At 74.6% G+C, this 19,674-nt stretch carries 17 protein-coding genes; 12 read left to right on the top strand and 5 right to left on the bottom strand.

What is annotated here, in order from left to right:
* Positions 1-146 precede the first annotated feature (146 nt).
* From RM780_RS00520 to RM780_RS00510, 3 genes are all read right to left on the bottom strand, one after another.
* Positions 147-1,814: a DNA repair helicase XPB gene (locus RM780_RS00520; RefSeq protein WP_311628360.1), complete on the bottom strand. Its 1,668-nt coding sequence runs from the start codon at positions 1,812-1,814 to the stop codon at positions 147-149.
* 101 nt (positions 1,815-1,915) lie between these two features.
* The gene (locus tag RM780_RS00515; protein WP_311628359.1) at positions 1,916-2,821 is read right to left on the bottom strand and encodes an aminoglycoside phosphotransferase family protein; all 906 of its coding nucleotides are present in this window, start codon (positions 2,819-2,821) and stop codon (positions 1,916-1,918) included.
* 63 nt (positions 2,822-2,884) lie between these two features.
* Positions 2,885-5,413 carry a helicase-associated domain-containing protein gene (locus RM780_RS00510; RefSeq protein WP_311628358.1) on the bottom strand — a complete coding sequence of 843 codons (2,529 nt, stop codon included), beginning with the start codon at positions 5,411-5,413 and terminating at the stop codon, positions 2,885-2,887.
* A 216-nt stretch (positions 5,414-5,629) separates the two neighbouring features.
* Between RM780_RS00510 and RM780_RS00505 the strand changes: the two genes are divergently transcribed.
* Together RM780_RS00505 and RM780_RS00500 are read left to right on the top strand one after the other, a co-directional pair.
* On the top strand, positions 5,630-6,484 hold the full coding sequence (locus RM780_RS00505) for a helix-turn-helix domain-containing protein (protein WP_311628357.1): 855 nt from the start codon (positions 5,630-5,632) through the stop codon (positions 6,482-6,484).
* Between the two features lie 14 nt (positions 6,485-6,498).
* Positions 6,499-6,861 (top strand): DUF397 domain-containing protein, encoded by a 363-nt coding sequence (locus RM780_RS00500; RefSeq protein ID WP_311628356.1) that lies wholly within the window; start codon positions 6,499-6,501, stop codon positions 6,859-6,861.
* On the opposite strand, the gene RM780_RS00495 is transcribed toward RM780_RS00500, so the two are convergent.
* Positions 6,822-8,039 carry a hypothetical protein gene (locus tag RM780_RS00495; protein WP_311628355.1) on the bottom strand — a complete coding sequence of 406 codons (1,218 nt, stop codon included), beginning with the start codon at positions 8,037-8,039 and terminating at the stop codon, positions 6,822-6,824. The two genes, RM780_RS00500 and RM780_RS00495, sit on opposite strands and share 40 nt — an antisense overlap.
* A gap of 311 nt (positions 8,040-8,350) precedes the next feature.
* Here RM780_RS00495 and RM780_RS00490 point away from each other — a divergent pair, with 311 nt between their 5' ends.
* The 6 genes from RM780_RS00490 (at position 8,351) to pstS (ending at position 14,769) form a co-directional block, all read left to right on the top strand.
* On the top strand, positions 8,351-9,202 hold the full coding sequence (locus RM780_RS00490) for a response regulator transcription factor (RefSeq protein WP_311628354.1): 852 nt from the start codon (positions 8,351-8,353) through the stop codon (positions 9,200-9,202).
* 255 nt (positions 9,203-9,457) lie between these two features.
* Complete coding sequence (locus RM780_RS00485) at positions 9,458-10,564, top strand: phosphate ABC transporter substrate-binding protein PstS (protein ID WP_311628353.1); 1,107 nt, start codon at positions 9,458-9,460, stop codon at positions 10,562-10,564.
* Between the two features lie 144 nt (positions 10,565-10,708).
* The gene (pstC, locus tag RM780_RS00480; RefSeq protein ID WP_311628352.1) at positions 10,709-11,662 is read left to right on the top strand and encodes a phosphate ABC transporter permease subunit PstC; all 954 of its coding nucleotides are present in this window, start codon (positions 10,709-10,711) and stop codon (positions 11,660-11,662) included.
* Positions 11,662-12,759 carry a phosphate ABC transporter permease PstA gene (gene pstA, locus RM780_RS00475; RefSeq protein WP_311628351.1) on the top strand — a complete coding sequence of 366 codons (1,098 nt, stop codon included), beginning with the start codon at positions 11,662-11,664 and terminating at the stop codon, positions 12,757-12,759. The genes pstC and pstA overlap by 1 nt, the downstream gene beginning before the upstream one ends.
* A gap of 62 nt (positions 12,760-12,821) precedes the next feature.
* Entirely contained in the window at positions 12,822-13,601 is a 780-nt protein-coding gene (pstB, locus tag RM780_RS00470; RefSeq protein ID WP_311628350.1) for a phosphate ABC transporter ATP-binding protein PstB, read from the top strand.
* Positions 13,602-13,626: 25 nt separating this feature from the next.
* On the top strand, positions 13,627-14,769 hold the full coding sequence (pstS, locus tag RM780_RS00465) for a phosphate ABC transporter substrate-binding protein PstS (protein WP_311628349.1): 1,143 nt from the start codon (positions 13,627-13,629) through the stop codon (positions 14,767-14,769).
* Positions 14,770-14,801: 32 nt separating this feature from the next.
* On the opposite strand, the gene RM780_RS00460 is transcribed toward pstS, so the two are convergent.
* Entirely contained in the window at positions 14,802-15,452 is a 651-nt protein-coding gene (locus tag RM780_RS00460) for a TetR/AcrR family transcriptional regulator (protein WP_311628348.1), read from the bottom strand.
* A gap of 99 nt (positions 15,453-15,551) precedes the next feature.
* Here RM780_RS00460 and RM780_RS00455 point away from each other — a divergent pair, with 99 nt between their 5' ends.
* The 4 genes from RM780_RS00455 (at position 15,552) to RM780_RS00440 (ending at position 19,551) form a co-directional block, all read left to right on the top strand.
* A complete protein-coding gene (locus tag RM780_RS00455) occupies positions 15,552-16,772 on the top strand; it encodes an acyl-CoA dehydrogenase family protein (protein ID WP_311628347.1) in 1,221 nt (406 codons plus the stop codon).
* Positions 16,769-17,665, top strand: a complete 897-nt coding sequence (locus RM780_RS00450) for an SDR family NAD(P)-dependent oxidoreductase (protein WP_311628346.1) — start codon at positions 16,769-16,771, stop codon at positions 17,663-17,665. Before RM780_RS00455 ends, RM780_RS00450 begins: the two co-directional genes overlap by 4 nt.
* 43 nt (positions 17,666-17,708) lie before the next feature.
* Complete coding sequence (locus RM780_RS00445; protein ID WP_311628345.1) at positions 17,709-18,098, top strand: cupin domain-containing protein; 390 nt, start codon at positions 17,709-17,711, stop codon at positions 18,096-18,098.
* Between the two features lie 112 nt (positions 18,099-18,210).
* Positions 18,211-19,551 (top strand): hypothetical protein, encoded by a 1,341-nt coding sequence (locus RM780_RS00440; protein ID WP_311628344.1) that lies wholly within the window; start codon positions 18,211-18,213, stop codon positions 19,549-19,551.
* Positions 19,552-19,674 lie beyond the last annotated feature (123 nt).

Here is a 19,674-nt window from a genome sequence, read left to right as displayed (position 1 = left end):
GGCGCCGGCCGGTGCCGTCCGGCCGGCTCCGTCCTCCCGGCGAGGGCCGGGGGCGGAGGCAGACCGGTGACCCTAGACGCGCCGCCGTGGCGCGCGCAAACCGATTTCCCCGGCCCCGGCCGTTGCCCCTCGAAAGCCCCGGCGGCTCAGACCCCGTCGCGCTCCGCGTCCCCCGCGTCCGCCGTCAGCTCGCTCGCGTCCACGATCCGGTACGCGTAGCCCTGCTCGGCCAGGAAACGCTGCCGGTGCGCCGCGAAGTCCTGGTCCACCGTGTCGCGGGCGACCACCGAGTAGAACCGGGCCTCGTGCCCGTCCGCCTTCGGCCGCAGCACCCGGCCCAGGCGCTGGGCCTCCTCCTGCCGGGAGCCGAACGTTCCCGAGACCTGGATGGCGACCGTGGCCTCGGGGAGGTCCACGGAGAAGTTCGCCACCTTGGAGACGACCAGGACCCGCACCTCCCCGGCGCGGAAGGCGTCGAACAGGCGCTCGCGCTGGGCGTTGCTCGTCTCGCCCTTGATCACGGGGGCGCCCAGCAGCTCGCCCAGCTCGTCGAGCTGGTCGATGTACTGCCCGATGACCAGGGTCTGCTCGCCCGCGTGGCGGCGCACCAGGCGCTCGGTGATCCGCCGCTTGGCGTCCGTGGTGGCGCAGAACCGGTACCGCTCCTCGGGCTCGGCCATCGCGTACGCCATCCGCTCGGACTCGCTCAGGTCCACGCGGACCTCGACGCAGTCGGCGGGCGCGATGTACCCCTGGGACTCGATCTCCTTCCACGGCGCGTCGAACCGCTTGGGCCCGATCAGCGAGAAGACGTCCGACTCGCGGCCGTCCTCGCGCACCAGCGTGGCCGTGAGGCCCAGGCGGCGGCGGGCCTGGAGGTCGGCGGTGAACTTGAAGACCGGCGCGGGCAGCAGGTGCACCTCGTCGTAGATGATCAGGCCCCAGTCGCGGGAGTCGAACAGCTCCAGGTGCGGGTAGACGCCCTTCCTGCGGGTGGTCAGCACCTGGTAGGTCGCGATGGTGACCGGGCGGATCTCCTTGCGGGTGCCGCTGTACTCGCCGATCTCGTCCTCGGTCAGCGAGGTGCGGCGCACCAGCTCGGCCTTCCACTGGCGGGCCGAGACCGTGTTCGTCACCAGGATCAGCGTGGTGCTGCGGGCGCGGGCCATCGCGCCCGCGCCGACCAGCGTCTTGCCCGCGCCGCAGGGCAGCACGACCACGCCCGAGCCGCCGTGCCAGAAGCCCTCCACCGCGTGCTCCTGGTAGGGCCGCAGCGCCCAGCCGTCCTGCCGCAGGTCGATGGGGTGCGCCTCGCCGTCCACGTATCCGGCCAGGTCCTCGGCGGGCCAGCCCAGCTTCAGCAGGGCCTGCTTGATCTGCCCGCGCTCGGAGGGGTGCACCAGCACGGTGTCGGGGTCGAGCCGCGCCCCCACCAGCGGCTTGATCCGCTTGGAGCGCAGCACCTCCTCCAGCACGGCCCGGTCCGTGGTCTGGAGCACCAGGCCGTGGGCGGGGTGCTTGGAGAGGGTCAGCCGGCCGTAGCGGGCCATCGTCTCGGCCACGTCCACCAGCAGGGACTGCGGCACGGGGTAGCGCGAGTACGTCACCAGCGCGTCCACGACCTGCTCGGCGTCGTGCCCGGCCGCCCGCGCGTTCCACAGCCCCAGCGGCGTGACCCGGTAGGTGTGGATGTGCTCCGGCGCCCGCTCCAGCTCCGCGAACGGCGCGATGGCCCGCCGGCACGCCTCCGCCCGCTCGTGGTCGATCTCCAGCAGCAGCGTCTTGTCGCTCTGCACGATCAGCGGTCCGTCCACGCCGCCTCCCCCTTCACTCCCACACGCCGCCGCATGCGCCGCCGCATGTGCCGCCGCCCGGCCAAAGCTCCAGTGTGCACCACCGGGCCGACAGTGGGCCGTCAGCGCCGGGTGAGGAGCGTTTCCGCGATGAGGAGCTGGTCGGGGGGCAGGGGCGGGTCGCCGTCCTCGATGGACCAGAGGGTGTTTTGCAGGATGCGGGCCAGGGTCCAGTTGCGGGCGCGGGGGCGGTCCAGGGAGAGCAGGTCGGTCATCGTGTCGAAGCGGCGCAGGACGTCGGCGGGGTCGGCCAGGAAGCGGTTGTCGAGGGCGGGGAGCAGGTCGAAGCCGACGTCGCCCGTCAGGGGCTTGGGGTCGATGGCCAGCCACGGCTCCTCGCGCGCGGAGCCGGGCAGGGGCGCGAGGACGTTCTCGTAGTGCAGGTCCCAGTGCAGCAGGCTGCCGCCGGGCTCGGGCAGCACCTCGCGGGTGGCCCCGGCGCAGGCGTCGAGCACCCGCCGGTCGCCCTCGGAGAGCTGGGGAAGGGCCTGCGGGACCTGGGCCAGCATGGCGGCGGCGACGTCCCGCAGGTGGCGCTGGCCGGGCGGCGGCGGGGTGGCGGCCAGGCGGCCGAGCAGGCCCGTGAGCACGCCGAGCGCGGCGTGCACGTCGGGGATGTCGTTCAGGGAACGGTCGGGGTGCAGGGCTTCGAGCAGCAGCGAGCCGGTGGCCGGGTCGTGGTCCAGGAGGCGCACGGCCCCGCGACCGGCGTACGCCCGCAGCGCGGGGGCCTCGGACTCGTTCTCCTCGTCCACGGGCTGGAGCTTGAGGGCGGCGGGGCTGCCGTCGGCGCGCTCCACCGGCAGGACGAGCGCCACCATGCCGTGGCGGCCGGGGCCGGTGGGCCGCAACTCCCAGCGTTGAAGCATGCGTTCGGCCAGGGCGGGCAGGGCGGCGGTCCAGGCGCGGCCGGCCTCGCCGTTGAACTGCTCGTGGTAGGCGGCCAGTCCGGCCGGGACGGTGATCACGGTGGTCCAGCGTGCGGGGGCTCGGGGTGGTGCGCCACCGGTTTTCCCGCCGGAGGGACAGCGTCAGGGAGCGGCCGGGGCGCTGCCGGTGATCCGGTGCAGCGGGTAGGTGCGCACCTCGTCGGCCGTGTGGTCGAAGGCGGTGACCAGGCCGGCCTCCACCCGCACCGGGGTCAGGACGCGCAGGTCCGCGACCCCGTCCGAGCCGACGTAGCCGATGCGCACGGGCGTTCCCGCCGCGGCGGCCCGGCGCAGCGCGGCCAGGGTCTCGGCGGCCGGGGTGCGCGGCGGGGGGCCGCTGGGCTCGGGAACGCGGGCGGCGCGGGCGCGTTCGGCCCCGGCCGCCGCGTGGTCCCCGGCGCGGATGGCGCGCACGGCCGCGTCCAGCAGGCCCGGCTCGGCCGGCGGCGGGCCGTCGGGGGCGGGCGCGGGGGCGGAGCGGGGCGGGGTGCGTCCGGCCGCCGGGGGCAGGGTGACCACCGCGCCCTCGGCGGACTCGGCGGCGGGGGCCAGGCCCAGGCCGCGCAGCCGTTCGAGCAGGATCTCGGGCGGGACGTCGCTGATCGCCACGGTCGGGGCGAGCCGCCGCAGCCGCAGCCCGGCCGCCCTGCGGTCGGCGAAGAGCTGGCTGAGCAGCGCCTCGTCCTCGCAGCGCAGGTACCCGGCGGCGGCGCCGACCCGGAGCGTTCCGTGGCGCCGGGCCACGTCGTCCACCAGGTAGGACAGGGGCTGCGGCACGGGCGTGCGGGAGGCGGAGGCCAGGAAGGCGTGCAGCTCCTCGGGGGTGCGCCCGGCGTCCAGGGCGCGCCGCACGGAGGCGGGGGTGAACCGGTAGACGGTGGCGCCGCCGGTGGACTCCACGTCGGCGGCCAGGGCCATGGCCGCGCGCAGGTCGCGGGTCAGCGGGCCGGGGGCGACGGCGGTCAGGTCGGCCTGGAGCAGCACGTGGTCCACGGGCGCGGGCAGCAGCGGCCCCAGCGCGGCGGCGGCTGCGGCCGGGTCGCCGGGCCCCTTCCCGGCCAGCGCGGGCTCCAGCAGCGCGCGGGCGAACGAGGCCGGCGCGCCACGGCCGGTCACGCCCAGCAGCTCCGCCTCGTGCAGCGCGGCCCGGCACAGCGCGTCCCGCGCCTCGGGCGCGAGCCGCCGCGGCAGCTCCCAGGCCAGCCGCGCCCGCACGGCCTCGGGATCGGCGGCGGTAACGGCGTCGCCCCCTTCGGCGCCGGCCCATCCGGTGAACCCGGTCGCGGCGGGCTCGTCGCTCCAGGGCCCGGCCGGGGGCGCGGCCCCCGACACGATCCGCAGGACCTCCAGGCGCAGCTCCGCCGCCGGGCCCCGGTCCAGGCCGGGGCCGAGGGCGGCCAGCACGCGGGCCTTCGCGTCGCGGGTGCCGACCAGGCCGGGGACGCGGGTGGTGGCCAGCCACGCGGCGGCCAGGGCCGCCCAGCGCTCCTGCACCGGCCGTGCGAGCCAGTCGTCGGCGGCGGGGGTGGGCGCGTACCGCTCGTCCGCCTCGCCGTCGGCGGCCAACAGGCCCGCCGCGTAAGTGAGTTCGAGCCAGAACGCGGCCTCGGGCTCGGCCACGTCCAGCGTGTGGGCCAGCCGCTTGAGGTCGCGCACGGCCAGCCCGCCGGCCCGCAGCACGGGCGGTCGCTCCCGGCCCCAGTCGGCCAGCAGCTCCTCCACGACCGTGGCGGCGGTCAGCGCGGCCCCGGCCGCGGCGGCGTCCGCGGCGGCCGGGTCCACGGCCCGCCCGCACACCTCCGGCGGGTAGGGCCGCAGCTCGCGGTGCGCCCGGCCGCCGCGCAGGTGCAGCGCCGCCTCGCGCGGGAGAACGACCGTCCCCGGCGCGGTGCGCACCAGCAGGCCGCGGTCCAGCAGCCAGCGCAGGTGCGCCCCCGGAGCGGCGCCGATCTCGCCGTAGGGCGGGCCCCAGGTGAGCCGGTCCAGCGCGGCGCGGGCGCCCTCGGGCGCTTCCGCCAGCAGGGCGTTCATCCGAGCGGGGTCGGAGAACAGGCCCGCAAGCGCGGCCAGCGCGGAGACCGGGTCGCCGGTGGGCGGCAGCCCGGCGTGGGCCAGCAGCTCCTGGATGCGGCTGGGGGAGATCCCGGCGGCGGCGTCGGCCAGGGCGGGGCCCAGGCCGGTGGAGCCGGGGGCGACGGCCGGGCCCGGGGCAACGGCCGGGCCGGCGCCGTCGGGGCCGCGGCGGCGGGCGGCGGCCGGGGCCAGCAGCTCGCGGGCCGTGCGCACCAGCCGCAGCGCCTCGGGCCCGCCCCACAGCAGGGCGCGGGCGCGCAGGGTGTCCACGGCCGCCGGCAGGCGTTCCTCCCCGCCGGGCAGCAGGGCGGCCAGCGCGGGCAGCGGGCAGGGGCTCTCGGCCACGGCCAGGGCCTCGGCGGTCTGGAGTGCGAAGGTGTCCAGGCGGTCCAGGGCCCGCAGCACGGAGGCGCGGGTCCCGGCCCGGGTGGCGAGCTGGGAGAGGTCGCCGGGCAGGGGGGAGAGCAGGTCGGGCCGGGCGCGCAGCAGCCCGGCCAGCTCCGCGTCGGAGCGGGACCGCAGCTCGTCGGCGAGGGTGCGCGGACTGGAACCGGTCATCCTCCTCACGCTACCGGCACGGCGGGGGCCGGCGCACGGGACGGGACGTCACGGACGTTCGAAGGCGTGCTGAATTGCGCACAACGATCGGCCGCACAGCAGGGGCATCTATGCACCGTGGCATATGTGCGAAGGGATGGGTCTGTGCACGAGTGGACTCGGGGGGTGAGGGGGCGGCAGACTCTCGGTCTAGCCGACGGAAGGACCGGATAGACGATGCCGCCGAGGGAGAATCCGACCGCCCGACAGGCCCGCCTGGGTGCGGAGTTGCGGAAACTGCGGGAGCGGGCGGGCAGGACGGCCCGGGAGGCCGCCGGAATGCTCGGTACCGACCAGGGCAAGATCAGCCACATAGAGTCCGGGCGGATCGGCGTCAGCGAGGAGCGCATCCGCAAGCTGGCCACGTTCTACTCCTGCTCCGACCACTCCCTGCTCGACGCCCTCTGCGCCATCGCCCGGGAGCACCGCGGGCAGTACTGGTGGGACGAGTACCGTGGCATCCTTGCTCCCGGCCCTCTCAATGTGGCGGAACTTGAGCACCACGCCGTGGCCATGCAGATCATGCAGACGGTCTCCGTGCCGGGGCTGCTCCAGACCGAGGAATACGCCCGCGCGCTGTTCCGCGGCGTCGTTCCCGAGCTGCCGGCCGAGGAGATCGAGACCCGCACCGAGTTCCGGATGCGGCGGAAGGTTGTCCTGGAGGGGGACAATCCGCCGCCCTTCGACGTCTTCGTCCACGAGGCGGCGCTGCGGATGCGCTTCGGCGGGCGCGCCACGGTCCGCCGCCAGCTCGAGTTCCTGATGAACGCCTCGGAGGGGCCCGGGGTCAGCGTCCGGGTGATTCCGTTCACCAACGAGGACTACTTCGAGGCCACCCAGCCGGTCCTGTACGCCACCGGCGTCGTTCCCCAGCTGGACACCGTGCAGATCGACGGCATCTGGGGCGGCGGGTTCCTGGACGCCGAGGCCGAACTGTCCGCCTACCGGGTCTACTTCAGTCGTGCCGCCAAGGTGTCCCTGAACCCGGAGGAGTCCCGCCAGATCATCCACCACATCGCCCGGGAGCTGTGACAAGAGGGGTGACGATGAGCACCGCGCTCACCGTACGAACGATCCAGACGATCGAGACGACCCCGCCGGCCGCGCCGCTGGTGCCGCCGGGGTGGCAGCGGTCCTCCTTCTCCGGGGGCACCGACAACTGCGTGGAACTGGCCCACGGCCGCTCCGGCGGCCTGCTGCTGCGGGAGAGCGACGCGCCGCTGTCGGTGGTCGCCACCAGCCGCCGGCGGCTGGCCGCGCTGCTCGGCGGCGTGAAGTCCGGCCGCTTCGACCGCCTGGCCGGACAGGGCCTGGCCCCGCCGGCCGGTGAACGGCGGGAGGAGCGGGACGGTGGCCGGGATGAACGCCCTCACCCCTCCGCCGGGGGCCGGTGGCGCCGGGCCCGGTAGAGCAGGAAGGCCGCGCTCGCCAGCGCGGCACCGCGCACCAGCCACGGCAGGTGATCGGCGAACAGGTCCTCCGCCTGCCCGTCCGCCAGCGGCTCGCCCCAGTACCCGCCCGCGCGCGCCATCAGCCACAGCAGCCAGCCGCCCACGACCACGCCCGGCATGCCGAACGACGCCCACTTCGCCTCGCGCCGGCTCAGCCGCGGCGACCACCAGGCGATCACCCAGCCCAGCGCGAGGATCACGATCTGGCCGACCACCACGCCGGCCAGCAGCACCAGGACGCCCAGCAGCTCCACCGGGCCGCCGATCCGGCGCCCGGTCAGCGCGGCCTTGGCCACCCGCCGCCCGCGCGAGGGCTTGCGCGCCCCGGCGCCCGCGCCCCGGCCGCGCGCAGCCCGGCCGCGCGCACCCCGGCCGGGCGCGGCCCCGGCTCCGTCGGCGGCCTCGTCCACGTCCGTGGCGGGCCCGGCCGGGGCCGCCTCCTCGCCGGCCGCCTCCGCGGCCTCGGCCTCCTCCAGCTCCCGCTCCGTGGGCGGGCGCAGCAGCTCCGGGATCTCGATCCCGCCCACGAAGCGGCCGATCGGCCCGTCCGGCCACGCGTCCTCGTCCGGGACCGGGCGCCGCCCCCCGGCGCCGGGGCCCGCGCCACCGGGGCCGAAGCCCGCGCCACCGGCGTTCCCCGGGGCGCTCGCGCCGGCGTTCCCGCCAACGTCCGCCCCGGCCGTGGGACCCGCGGGACCGGCCGCCGGCCCCGCCGCGTCCGCCGGGGTCCGCGGCGGCGGCACCGGCACCGAGGGCCCGTCCGCCCCGCCCTTGCCGAAGGCCACGATCCTGCGTCCCGCGCCGCCGCTGTCGTTCACCTGCCGCGCGCCGGGCCGTGCGCCCCGCCCCGCGCGCCGGGGCGCCGGGGGAGCGGGTCGCGCCGGGGCGGGCGCCGGGGCCGCCGGCCCGTCCGCCGCAGCGGCCACCACGTCCTCCGGCCTGCCCATCCGCCCCAGGATCCGCTTCACCGCCGCCGGGCTCTCCGCCCCGCCGGCCGCCGCGCGCTCCCGCCCGATCTGGTCGCGCAGGCGGTTCACCAGGCCCGCCCGCTCCGCCGCCGACAGGCTCGTCCCGTGCGCCAGATCCCCGACCCGGCTCAGGTAGTCATAAACGAGCTGCTCGCCTTCGATTCCCACGCCACTGCCCCTGCGTCCGCGCCCGGCGGAGAACTCCGAGAACCCCGCCACCCGATGCTACTGAAATCCCCCGGACGGGCGCCCCGCCACCGTTCGTACCGGCGGCGGAACCTGAGGGAACGCCGTTGTTCATCGAGGGTTCACCGAACGCCGCACAACGCGCTACCCGCGCCTTCTTTGATGGTGAACGTCCCTGCCGGAGACACGAGATCCAGCCGAGACCAGCCCCCCACGCCCCCGGGAGCCGGACCATGGCGACTGCCTGACGACATGCAACTTCACTGCCGGCATCGACAGCGAGGGAGAGTGCCATGGGCGCCTGGGTGAGCGCGACGCAGCCGACGAGCGCGGCGAGCCCGGCGGTGCGGACGCCGGCGGGACCGCCCGTGTTCTCCGCCGAGGCGGACCGGGAGGCCGCGGAGGCGGCCGACGCGGACGCCCCGCCCCGGCAGGCCGGCCAGTCCCCCCGCATCCCCCTCGGCTCGAACCCCGTCGTGCTCCTGGCCGACGCGGACGAACGCATCCGGCAGGGGCTGACGGCCCAGCTCGCCAAGTACCAGGTGTCTGTGGTCCACTGCGCCGACGGCGCCGCCGCCCTGCTGGAGGCGGGCCTGCGCAAGCCCGACGTGCTGCTGGTCTCCGCCGACCTGCCCGTGATCGACGGCGCCACCGTGCTGCGCCTGGTCCGCCGCCGGCTGTCCATCCCCGTCGTGCTGGGCGTGGGCCCGGAGGACACCGCCCAGGTCGGCCCGGCCCTCGCGGCCGGGGCCAGCGCGTGCGTCGCCCGCCCCTACCGCCCCCGCGAGGTGGCCCAGCTCCTCAGCCTCGCCGACCGGGGTGGCCGCGGCTGGGACCAGCCGCTGGTCTGCGGCCCGCTGACGCTGGACCCCTCCACCTACGAGGTGCGGATGCACGGGGTGCCCACGGCCCGGCTGCCGCTGCGCGAGTTCCAGCTCCTGCACCTGCTGATGCTGAACGCGGAAAAGGTGATCACCCGCGACCGCATCCGCGCCGAGCTGTGGGGCGAGGGGGCGCGCCGGTCGAACACCATCACCGTTCACATTCGGCGCCTGCGCGAGCGGCTGGGTGACGACCCGCACCACCCCGAGATCATCCAGACGGTCAGAGGCGTCGGCTACCGCCTCGTACCGCCCGGTAGCTGATCAGGCCCGATCAGAGCCCGCATCGGTGCCCGGCGGAGTCCGCCGGGCACCCTGCGTTCCGGGTCACGGTGCGAGAGCCGTTCCTTAACGATTCCGGCACTGTTTGTGAAACTGCCGGTTCCGCCGAACCTATCTTTCTGTTCACTTTCTGGCCCTCGCCGCTTCGCCGCCCACTCCTACGTTCTCCCCGAGACGTTCAAGTCATCTACACCCCCGGCCGGGGCCCGGCTGGGCTTTGAACAAGGAGCAACGGCCATGCGCAACTGGCGCGCCAAGTCCGCCGCGATAGCCGCGGTGTCCGCCCTGGCCCTGATCACGGCCTGCAGCAGCGACAACGAGGACGGCGGGAACGGCGGCAACGGCGGGACCGACGGCCCGAGCCTGTCCGGCACCCTGAACGGCGCCGGTTCCTCTGCGCAGGAGGCCGCCCAGCAGGCCTTCCGTGAGGGTTTCCGCGAGCAGAACCCCGACGTGACGATCAACTACGACGCCACCGGCTCCGGCGGCGGCCGTGAGCAGTTCGCCGCCGGCGCCGTGGACTACGCCGGCACCGACGCCTACCTGGACGACGAGGAAGGCGAACTGAGCAGGTCGGTGGAGAACTGCGGCGAGCTGGTGGAGCTCCCGCTCTACGTCTCCCCGATCGCCGTGGCCTTCAACCTGGAGGGCATCGACTCGCTCAACCTGAGCCCCTCCACGATCGCGCGGATCTTCAACCAGCAGATCACCAACTGGAACGACGAGGCCATCGCCGCCGACAACCCGGACGTCGAGCTGCCCGACCTCGCGATCACCCCGGTGAATCGCTCCGACGAGTCCGGCACCACCGAGAACTTCGTCGAGTACCTGGCGGCCACCGCCCCCGAGGACTGGCCGCACGAGGTCAGCGGCGACTGGCCGGTCTCCGGCGGCGAGGCCGCCGCCCAGACCTCCGGCGTGGTGGACGCCATCGGCGCCGGCGAGGGCACCATCGGCTACCTGGACGCCAGCCGCGCCGCTGACTTCGGCACCGTGGCCGTCGGTGTCGGCGAGGAGTTCGTCGAGTACTCCCCGGAGGCCGCCGCCGCCGTCCTCGAGGTCTCGGAGCGCGTCGAGGGCCGCGGCGAGTTCGACTTCGCCTACGACCTGGCCCGGGACACCACCGAGGCGGGCACGTACCCGATCGTCCTGGTCTCCTACAACCTGGCCTGCACCACCTACGACGACGCCGAGACCGCCGAGCGGGTCCGCGCCTACTTCGACTACATGCTCAGCGAGGAGGGCCAGGCGGCAGCCGCCGAGAGCGCCGGCTCCGCCCCGCTCTCCGACACCCTGCGCGAGCTGTTCCAGCCCGCCGTCGACGCCATCGGCGCCGCCGGCTGACGCTCGGCCCCCGTGCTCGGCCCGGTCCGGGCGGCCTCTGACGGCCGCCCGGACCGAGGGCGTGCCGGGCCGGATTCACCGGAACTCCCCGTTCCGCCCCACCCACACCCCACATCCGCACACGAACAGAGGGAGAGGTAACAAGTGCCTCCCACCACCGAGAACACGCGCACCCGGGGAGCGCCGCAGCGGCTGGGGGACCGCGTCTTCTCGGGCTCCGCCACCGGCGCGGGCGTGCTGATCCTGATCATCCTCGCCGGCGTGGCCGCGTTCCTCGTCGCGGAGGCGTGGCCGGCGCTCTGGGCCTCCCCCGAGGAGCTGCGCCTGCCGGACCAGGACGGCCTGGTCGTCTACATCTGGCCGGTGCTCTTCGGCACGCTGCTGTCCGCCTTCTTCGCTCTGGTGATCGCGGCGCCACTGGCCGTGGCGATCGCGCTGTTCATCACGCACTACGCGCCGCGCCGGCTCGCCACGGCCCTGGGCTACGTCATCGACCTGCTGGCGGCAGTTCCCAGCATCATCTTCGGCCTGTGGGGCGCCGCGGAGCTGGCGCCCGCGACCATCGGCCCCACCGAATGGCTGGCGGACAACCTCGGCTTCATCCCGATATTCGACGGCCCGGCCTCGGCCACCGGCCGCACCATGCTGGTGGCCTGCATCGTGCTCGCCGTGATGATCCTCCCCATCGCAACGGCTGTCATCCGCGAGGCGTTCCTCCAGACGCCCCGGCTGCACGAGGAGGCGTCCCTGGCGCTGGGTGCCACCCGCTGGGAGATGATCCGGATGGCCGTCCTGCCCTTCGGCCGCTCCTCCATCGTCGGCGGCTGCATGCTCGGCCTGGGCCGGGCGCTGGGCGAGACCATGGCGGTCGCGATCGTGCTCTCGGCGACGGCGGGCGTGGTGTCGTTCGACCTGATCAGCCGCGAGAACCCCTCCACCATCGCCGCCAACATCGCGCTGACCTTCCCCGAGTCCTCGGGGATGCGGATCAACGCGCTGATCGCCTCCGGCCTCGTCCTCTTCGCCGTCACGCTGGTCATCAACATGGCCGCCCGCGCGGTGATCAACCGCCGTCGCGACTTCTCGGGAGCCAACTGATGTCCACGCCCACCCCCACCCAGCTCAGCAAGTCCGGGGACGGCGACCCGGGGGAGACGATCGCCGAGGTCCCGCTGACGCATGCCTCCCTGCCGCGCCGCGCGGCCCCGTTCACCCTGCTGGCCTTCGTCGTCATCGGCGTCGGGCTCCAGCAGTTCGCCGGCCTCGGGCCGGTGGCCGCCGGGGTGCTGGCCGCGCTCGGCTACGCCGTGGCGATCACCGCCTGGTCGCGGGCGGTCGAGGGCGCGCGCAAGTCGTTCGACCGGTTCGTCACGGCCGTGGTCACCGGCGCCTTCCTGCTGGCGATGCTGCCGCTGGTCTCGGTGCTGTGGACCGTGGTCGACCTGGGCCGTCACCGGCTGGACGCCGACTTCTTCAACAACTCGACGATCGGCGTCGACATCACCGAGGCCGGCGCCCACCACGCCATCTTCGGCACCCTGATCGTCACGGGCATCGCCGCCCTGATGTCGGTGCCGATCGGCATCATGACGGCCATCTACCTGATCGAGTACGGCCGGGGCAGGCTGGCGCGGTCCATCACCTTCTTCGTGGACGTCATGACCGGCATCCCGTCCATCGTGGCGGGCCTGTTCGTCGTCGCGCTCTTCGAGACCCTGTACGGCCCCGGCACCCGGATGGGCTTCATGGGGTCGATCGCGCTGAGCGTGCTGATGATCCCGATCGTGGTGCGGGCCACCGAGGAGATGCTCAAGATCGTTCCCAACGAGCTGCGCGAGGCCTCCTACGCGCTGGCCGTGCCGAAGTGGCGCACCATCCTGAAGGTCGTGCTGCCCACCGCGCTGGCGGGCATAGCCTCCGGCGTCACGCTGGCCATCGCCCGCGTCATCGGCGAGACCGCGCCGCTGCTGCTGGCCGTGGGCATGACGGACGGGGACAACTTCGACGCCTTCAACGACCGGATGGCGACCCTGCCGGTGTTCACGTACTCGCTCTACCGTTCGCCGGGCCTGGACGGGCAGGACGCCATCGATCTGGCGTGGTCGGCCGCGCTGATGCTCATCATCATCGTGATGGTGCTCAACCTCGTCGCCCGCCTCGTCGCCCGCCTCTTCGCCCCCAAGACCCGCGCCTGAGCGCACGACAGCACCGACCGGGTCTCCGCACACCAGGTCCCCCAAGGTAAGGAAGCAGCACAGTGGCCAAGCGCATCGAGGTCAAGGGCCTCGATATCTTCTACGACAAGTTCCTCGCCGTGCAGGGCGTCTCGATGACGATCCAGCCGAAGTCGGTCACGGCCCTCATCGGCCCCTCCGGCTGCGGCAAGTCGACGTTCCTGCGCACCCTCAACCGCATGCACGAGCTGGTCCCGGGCGCCCGCGTCGAGGGCAAGGTCCTGATGGACCAGCAGGACCTCTACGGCGCCAACGTCGACCCGGTCGGCGTCCGCCGCCACATCGGCATGGTCTTCCAGCGGCCCAACCCCTTCCCGACGATGTCGATCTACGACAACGTCGCGGCGGGCGTGAAGCTGAACAACAAGCGCATGAAGCGGGCCGACCTCGACGCCCTGGTGGAGCGTTCCCTGCGCTCGGCCAACCTCTGGGACGAGGTCAAGGACCGCCTCAAGCGCCCGGGTTCTGGCCTCTCCGGCGGCCAGCAGCAGCGCCTGTGCATCGCCCGCGCGATCGCGGTCGCGCCGGACGTTCTGCTGATGGACGAGCCCTGCTCCGCCCTGGACCCCATCTCCACCCAGGCCATCGAGGACCTGATCCTGGAGCTGAAGGCCCAGTACACGATCGTCATCGTGACCCACAACATGCAGCAGGCGCAGCGGGTCAGCGATGTCACCGGCTTCTTCAACCTCAAGGCCATCGGCGAGCCGGGCGGTCTGGTGGAGATCGATGACACCACGAAGATCTTCACCAACCCGGCCAACCAGGCCACCGAGGACTACGTGTCCGGCCGCTTCGGCTGAGACGCGCAGCACCGGGACCAGCACCATGCGCATCAGGCTGACCCACGCCGCCGCGCCCCGCGCGGCGGCGGTCCTCCCCCTCCCCCGTCCCCTCCGTCCCCTGGCCCCGCTCGCCGCGGCGCTCGCGCTGCTCGCCGCCGCGACGGGCTGCGGCCTGGCCGGGAACGACGGGGGCTCCGTCTCGCGGGGGTCGCTCGACGGCCGGCTGACGGGGGCCGGGGCGACGTTCCCCGAGCCGCTGTTCGCCGAGTGGATGACGTACTACGGCGAGCACGTCGAGACCGGCGCCGGCATCGACTACCAGGCCGTCGGCTCCGGCGGCGGCATCGAGCAATTTCTCGCCGGGACGGTGGACTTCGGGTCCTCCGAGCGGTACCTGGAGGAGAGCGAGCTGGAGGTGGCCGCGGACGTGCGCGGCTGCCCGGCCGTGCAGTTCCCCGTCATCTTCGGCGCCGTCGTCATCGCGATGAACGACGAGGCCCTCGACGGCCTCATCCTGACCCCCGAGGTCATCGCGGGCATCTACGACCGGAGCATCACCCGGTACGACGACCCCGCCATCGCCGAACTCAACCCCGATCTGGCCCTGCCGGGCGAGGAGATCGTCCCCGTCCACCGCTCCGACGGCTCGGGCACCACCTTCGTCTTCACCCACTACCTGACCACCGAGGTCCCCTCCTGGGCCGAGAACTACTCCGCCGGCACGGACATCGCCTGGCACGAGGACACCCGCGGCGGCGACGGCAACGAGGGCGTCACCCGCACCGTCCGCGACAACCCAGGCGGCCTCGGCTACGTCAACCAGTCCTACGCGCTGAGCAACAACCTGGCCACCGCCCGGGTGGTCAACGCCGACGACACCCCCGTCGCGCCCACCCTGGCCGCGACCACCGCGGCCTCCGAGGAGGCCGAGATCCCCGACGACTTCCAGTTCGCGATCGACGGCATCGGCGGCGACGGCTACCCCATCACCGGGGCCAACTGGATCTTCGCCTACGAGTGCGGCTACGACGAGGACACGGCCGCGCTCCTGCGCGACTTCTGGACCTGGACCCTCAGCGACGCCACCGCCGACCAGTCCGCCGCGGCCCTCGGCTACGCGCCCATGGGCCGCGCCCTCAAGACCCGCGTCATCGAGGAGATCACCCGCATCAACGCGAGCGGCTAGCCACCGCGGGCCCCGGCCCGGCCGGCGCAGCTCTACGCCGGCCGGGTCGCCGCCCGTGCCGCCTCCGGATGGCCCGCCGTGATCAGGAGGGCCGGGAGCGCGTCCGCCAGGAGGCGCAGCAGGTCCTCGCGGGGGAAGGGGCGGTCCTGGGCCCAGGTCAGGGCCACGTCCTCCACGAAGCTGAACCAGCCGCGGACCACCAGCGTCAGCTCCGGCGTCACCTCCACCGGCCCCAGCCCCGTGATCGTCCGCTCCGTGAAGACGTCGCGCGTGCGGTCGTAGATCTCCACGAGGTAGTCCGCCCCGCCCGAGGCTCCCCGGAAGAGCGCCAGATACAGGTCGCGGCGGCGTTCGAGGAAGGCCACGAAGGTGTCCAGGACTTCGACCAGCTGCTCGCCCGGCGGCGCGTCCGCCCGCGGCTCGGTCGCCCGCACCAGCCGCCGCGCGGCGGCCCGCACCACGGCCGCGTAGTAGTCGCTCTTGGTCGGGAAGTAGTGGAAGAGCAGCCCCCGCGAGATGCCGGCCTCGGCCGCCACCTCGTCCAGCACGAGTTCGTGGATCGGCCGCTTCGTGAGCATGCGCAGGCCGATGCCGATGAGCTGGCGGCGCCGGTCGGCGCCGCTGAGCCGGGCGGGGGCCGCCGTCCGGTCGTCGGGGCGCTCGTCCCCGGAGAGCTGGGTCACCGGGCCATTGTAGGAGAGCTTATTGAGCAACGCTCAACGATCGGCTAGCCTGCGGCAGCAGCAAAGCGTTGAGCAACGCTCAAGGGAAGGGACGTTCCCATGGACTTCGCACCGTCCGCGAAGGCACAGGAGTACCTCGAACGGGTGACCGACTTCATGGCGAAGGAGATCACCCCCGTCGAGGAGGGCTACCTCCGCGAACTGCACGGCCTGCCGCCCGCCGAGCGCTGGCAGGTGCTGCCCGTCATCGACGAGCTGAAGGCCAAGGCCCGCGCCGCCGGCCTGTGGAACCTCTTCCTCCCCGACGAGGAGCACGGCGCCGGCCTGACGAACGTCGACTACGCCCCCCTCGCCGAGGCCATGGGCCGCTCCTTCATCGCCCCCGAGATCTTCAACTGCAACGCCCCCGACACCGGCAACATGGAGGTGCTCCACAAGTACGGCTCCGAGGAGCAGAAGCAGCGCTGGCTGCGGCCCCTGCTGGAGGGCGAGATCCGCTCCGCGTTCTGCATGACCGAGCCCGAGGTCGCCTCCTCCGACGCCACCAACATGGCGGCCACCGCCGTCGTCGAGGGCGAGGAGGTGATCGTCAACGGCCGCAAGTGGTTCTCCACCGGCGTCGGCCACCCCCGCTGCGCCGTGACCCTCTTCCTCGGCCTGACCGACCCCGAGGCCGACCGCCACCGCCAGCACTCCATCGTCGCCATCCCCATGGACGCCCCCGGCGTCACCGTCGAGCGGATGCTCCCCGTCATGGGCCGCCACGACGAGCCCTACGGCCACGGCGAGGTGCGCTTCGACAACGTCCGCCTGCCGCTGTCCGCGATCGTCGGCGGCCCCGGGCGCGGCTTCGAGATCGGCCAGGGCCGGCTGGGCCCCGGCCGCGTCCACCACTGCATGCGCCTGATCGGCCTGGCCGAGTCCGCGCTGGAGCTGGCCTGCCGCCGCGGCGTGGAGCGCGTGGCGTTCCGCAAGCCCCTGGTCAACCTCGGCGGCAACCGCGAGCGGATCGCCGAGGCCCGCATCGCCATCGACTCCGCCCGCCTCCTCGTCCTGCACGCCGCCTGGCTGCTGGACACCCAGGGCATCCTCGGCGCGCTCTCCCAGGTCTCCCAGATCAAGGTGCTCGTCCCCACCATGGCCCAGAACGTCGTGGACATGGCCATGCAGATGCACGGCGGCGCCGGCCTCTCCGACGACTACCCCCTGGCCGCCGCCTGGACCTCCGCCCGCGCGCTGCGCCTGGCCGACGGCCCCGACGAGGTCCACCGCGGCGTGGTGGCCCGCCTGGAGCTGGCGAAGTACGGGATGTCACGATGAACGCCCCCGCGAACGCCCCCGCGCACCCGCGCGTGCTGATCACCGGCGCCGCCTCGGGCCTGGGCCGCGCGATGGCCGCCCGGTTCGCCGCCGCCGGCGCCCGGGTCGTTCTCGCCGACATCGCCGCCGAGGCCGGACTGGCCGCCGCGGCCGAGCTGAGCGGCCTCCCGGCCGGAAGCGCCACCGAGGGCAAGGCCGCCCCCACCCCCTGGGGCGGCTCGGCCGTCTTCCTCCCTCTGGACGTGCGCTCCGAGGCCGCCTGGCAGGAGGCCCGCGCCTGGGTGGAGGCCGAGTGGGACGGCCTGGACATCCTGATCAACAACGCCGGGGTCTCGGCCGCCGGACGCATCGAGGCGATCCCCGAGTCCGACTGGGAGTGGATCACCGGGATCAACCTGCTCGCCGTCGTCCGCGGCTGCCGCACGTTCGTCCCGCTCCTCAAGCGCCAGGGCAGCGGCCACATCGTCAACATCGCCTCGATGGCCGGGCTGATCAACCCGCCCTTCATGGCCAACTACAACGTCACCAAGGCCGGCGTCGTCGCCCTCTCCGAGACGCTGCGCTTCGAGCTGGAGCCCTGGGGCATCGGCACCACCGTCGTCTGCCCCGGCTTCGTTCCCACCAACCTCGCCTCCAGCTTCCGCAGCCCCGACCCCGCCCTCGCCGAGGTCTCCGCCAAGCTGATCGCCAACGGCAAGACCACCCCCGAGCACCTGGCCGAGCGCGTCCACGAGGCCGTGCGCCGCGGGACGTTCCTCCTCCTGCTCCACCGCGAGGAGAAGGTCGCCTGGTGGGCCAAGCGCTACGCCCGCGCCCTCTTCAAGCGCCAGGTCTCCAAGGCCGCCCACCGCATGCGCACCGGGCTCGAACGCCACTCGGGACGCCACTCCTGACGCCCCGTCGGGGCGCGCTGCCGCGTTCCCTATCGTGGGGCTCATGAGCGAACCCTTCACGACCATACGGCTGGACCAGGCTCCCGAGGTCACCGCGCCGGACGGCTCGGCGGTGCGACCGCTGTGCGTGCTCCCCGGGGCGGCGAGCTTCGCCCAGTTCGAGCTGACGCCGGGGCAGACCGCGAAGGCGGTCTCGCACGCCACCGTCGAGGAGATCTGGTTCGTGGTCTCGGGGGCGGGCGAGATGTGGCGCAGCCAGGACGGCCGCGAAGAGGTCACCGCGCTGGAGCCGGGAGTCTGCCTGACCATCCCGCTGGGCACCACCTTCCAGTTCCGGGCGGGAGTTCAGGGCCTGCGGGTGGTCGCGGCGACCGTGCCGCCGTGGCCCGTTGACAGCCCGGACGAGGCCAGGTCCGAGACCGGCCGCTGGTGACCCGCAGCGCCCTCCCCCTGGCCGGCCCGGGGGAGGGCGGGGTACGCTCCGGCGTGATGACGCTTCCTACTCTTGTCGGATTGGGGGTCCCGTCCGCGCCAGGTGAGTGCTGATGGCCCCTCACGACGCGACGGTAGAACCCCGCCTTTCCCTCTGGCTGCGCGTGCGCCGGTACGCCGTGCCGCCCTCCATGATCAAGGCCGCCACCGCCCGCCGCCGCGCCGGGGACTGGGCCGGAGCCTGCGCTGCCGCGGGCGTCGACACCGACCTCCGGCCGCGCCTCGTCGCCCGCGCCCACGGCCGGGACCTCGCGGACCAACTCCGCGCGGACCTGCGGCACTTGGCCCCCGACCTGCTGCGCTGGCACCTGCCCCGCATCGCCCCCGACGGGTTGCTGCGCCCCGGCCTGACCGCCACGCTGGCCCGCTACGACGGCGAGGGGCCGGGCGGTGAACGCCCGCTGTTGCTGATCGTCCGGACCCCGCCCGCCTGGGCCGGCGCGGGCCAGCGGATCAGCCTCGCCCTGTGGGACCCCCGCCGCCCGGCGGAGTGCGCCGGGCTTCACCCGCACCCCCGCCCGCGGCGGCGCTTCCGCCTCGACCTTCACCGCCACCTCTGGGACGCCCGCCGGGCCGGGGAGCTGCGCGCCCGCTCGGGCGCCGACCGGCCGCCCGGCGGCGGGCACGGGGGCCTGGCCCTGGACCGGTGGGCCGCCGAGGCCGCGATCCTGCTGCGCGCCGAGGGGCGTTCCGCCGGGCCCGTGGCCGTGCGCGCCGGCCGGCACCGGCTGCTCCTCCACCCGGACGGCGAGGGCGGCGCCCGGGTCACCCCCGCGCCGCGGGACCTCCGCGCGCTGCCCGTCCTGCCCGACGCCGCGACCTGGACGCTGCCCGACCTGGAGCTGCTGCGCGCCGGGGCGATCGGGCCCGGCCTGCTGCACCCGCTGGTCGCCGAGGCGCTGCTCCCGGACGGCGCGCCGCCCGGGGCGTTCCCCGCACACGGCCCGGCGGCGGGGGAGGCCCGCCTGGTGAACTGCCGCGGGGCCGAGCACCGGATCGGCCTGTCCGGCGGCGTGCTGACCGCGCTCGACCACGACCCGGAGGAGATCCGGCGCGAGGAGCTGCTGGCCGCGCTCGGCGGCCCGCCGCTGCCCTGCCTGTGGGCCGTGGACGAGGCCCACCGCAGGCCCGAGAGCCTGGACGGCGTCCGCGAACGCCTGGGCCACGGCGACGTGGCGGGCGCCCTGGCCCTTGTCGAGGACCTGCTCGGCCCCGCCGCGGCGCTCCGCGAGGGCCCGCTGCGCGAGGCCCTGGAAACGGCGGCCCACCGCCGCGTCGCCTACGGCGTCTACCGCACGGGCCTCACGGGCCCGGTCCGCCCCGGTCCGCCCCCCTTCCACGCGCGCCCGCGCACCGACTACCGCACGCACCCCCGGCACGCCTCCAGGCGCTGACGCGCGTGCCGGGAGCGCCCGGCACACCGGCGTCCGCCGACCCGCGCGCCCGCGCGCGAGCCCGCCGCCCTGGGGCGGGGCTCAGGCCCCCGCCCCCCAATTCCGCCGCGCCCGGCGGCCGTT

The sequence above is a fragment of the Streptomyces boetiae genome, from assembly GCF_031845405.1.
Lineage (GTDB): Bacteria > Actinomycetota > Actinomycetes > Streptomycetales > Streptomycetaceae > Streptomyces > Streptomyces boetiae.
The sequence above is the reverse complement of the archived record's forward strand: the minus strand, read 5'-3'. Positions and strand labels throughout refer to the sequence as shown.

Bases quoted from the DNA above. Each gene is read 5' to 3' on its own strand.
- RM780_RS00440 (WP_311628344.1), top strand. From the start codon at position 18,211: ATGGCCCCTCACGACGCGACGGTAGAACCCCGCCTTTCCCTCTGGCTG.
- RM780_RS00490 (WP_311628354.1), top strand. From the start codon at position 8,351: ATGGGCGCCTGGGTGAGCGCGACGCAGCCGACGAGCGCGGCGAGCCCG.
- RM780_RS00485 (WP_311628353.1), top strand. From the start codon at position 9,458: ATGCGCAACTGGCGCGCCAAGTCCGCCGCGATAGCCGCGGTGTCCGCC.
- pstS (WP_311628349.1), top strand. From the start codon at position 13,627: ATGCGCATCAGGCTGACCCACGCCGCCGCGCCCCGCGCGGCGGCGGTC.
- RM780_RS00505 (WP_311628357.1), top strand. From the start codon at position 5,630: ATGCCGCCGAGGGAGAATCCGACCGCCCGACAGGCCCGCCTGGGTGCG.
- RM780_RS00445 (WP_311628345.1), top strand. From the start codon at position 17,709: ATGAGCGAACCCTTCACGACCATACGGCTGGACCAGGCTCCCGAGGTC.
- pstA (WP_311628351.1), top strand. From the start codon at position 11,662: ATGTCCACGCCCACCCCCACCCAGCTCAGCAAGTCCGGGGACGGCGAC.
- RM780_RS00450 (WP_311628346.1), top strand. From the start codon at position 16,769: ATGAACGCCCCCGCGAACGCCCCCGCGCACCCGCGCGTGCTGATCACC.
- RM780_RS00510 (WP_311628358.1), bottom strand. From the start codon at position 5,413: ATGACCGGTTCCAGTCCGCGCACCCTCGCCGACGAGCTGCGGTCCCGC.
- RM780_RS00500 (WP_311628356.1), top strand. From the start codon at position 6,499: ATGAGCACCGCGCTCACCGTACGAACGATCCAGACGATCGAGACGACC.
- RM780_RS00455 (WP_311628347.1), top strand. From the start codon at position 15,552: ATGGACTTCGCACCGTCCGCGAAGGCACAGGAGTACCTCGAACGGGTG.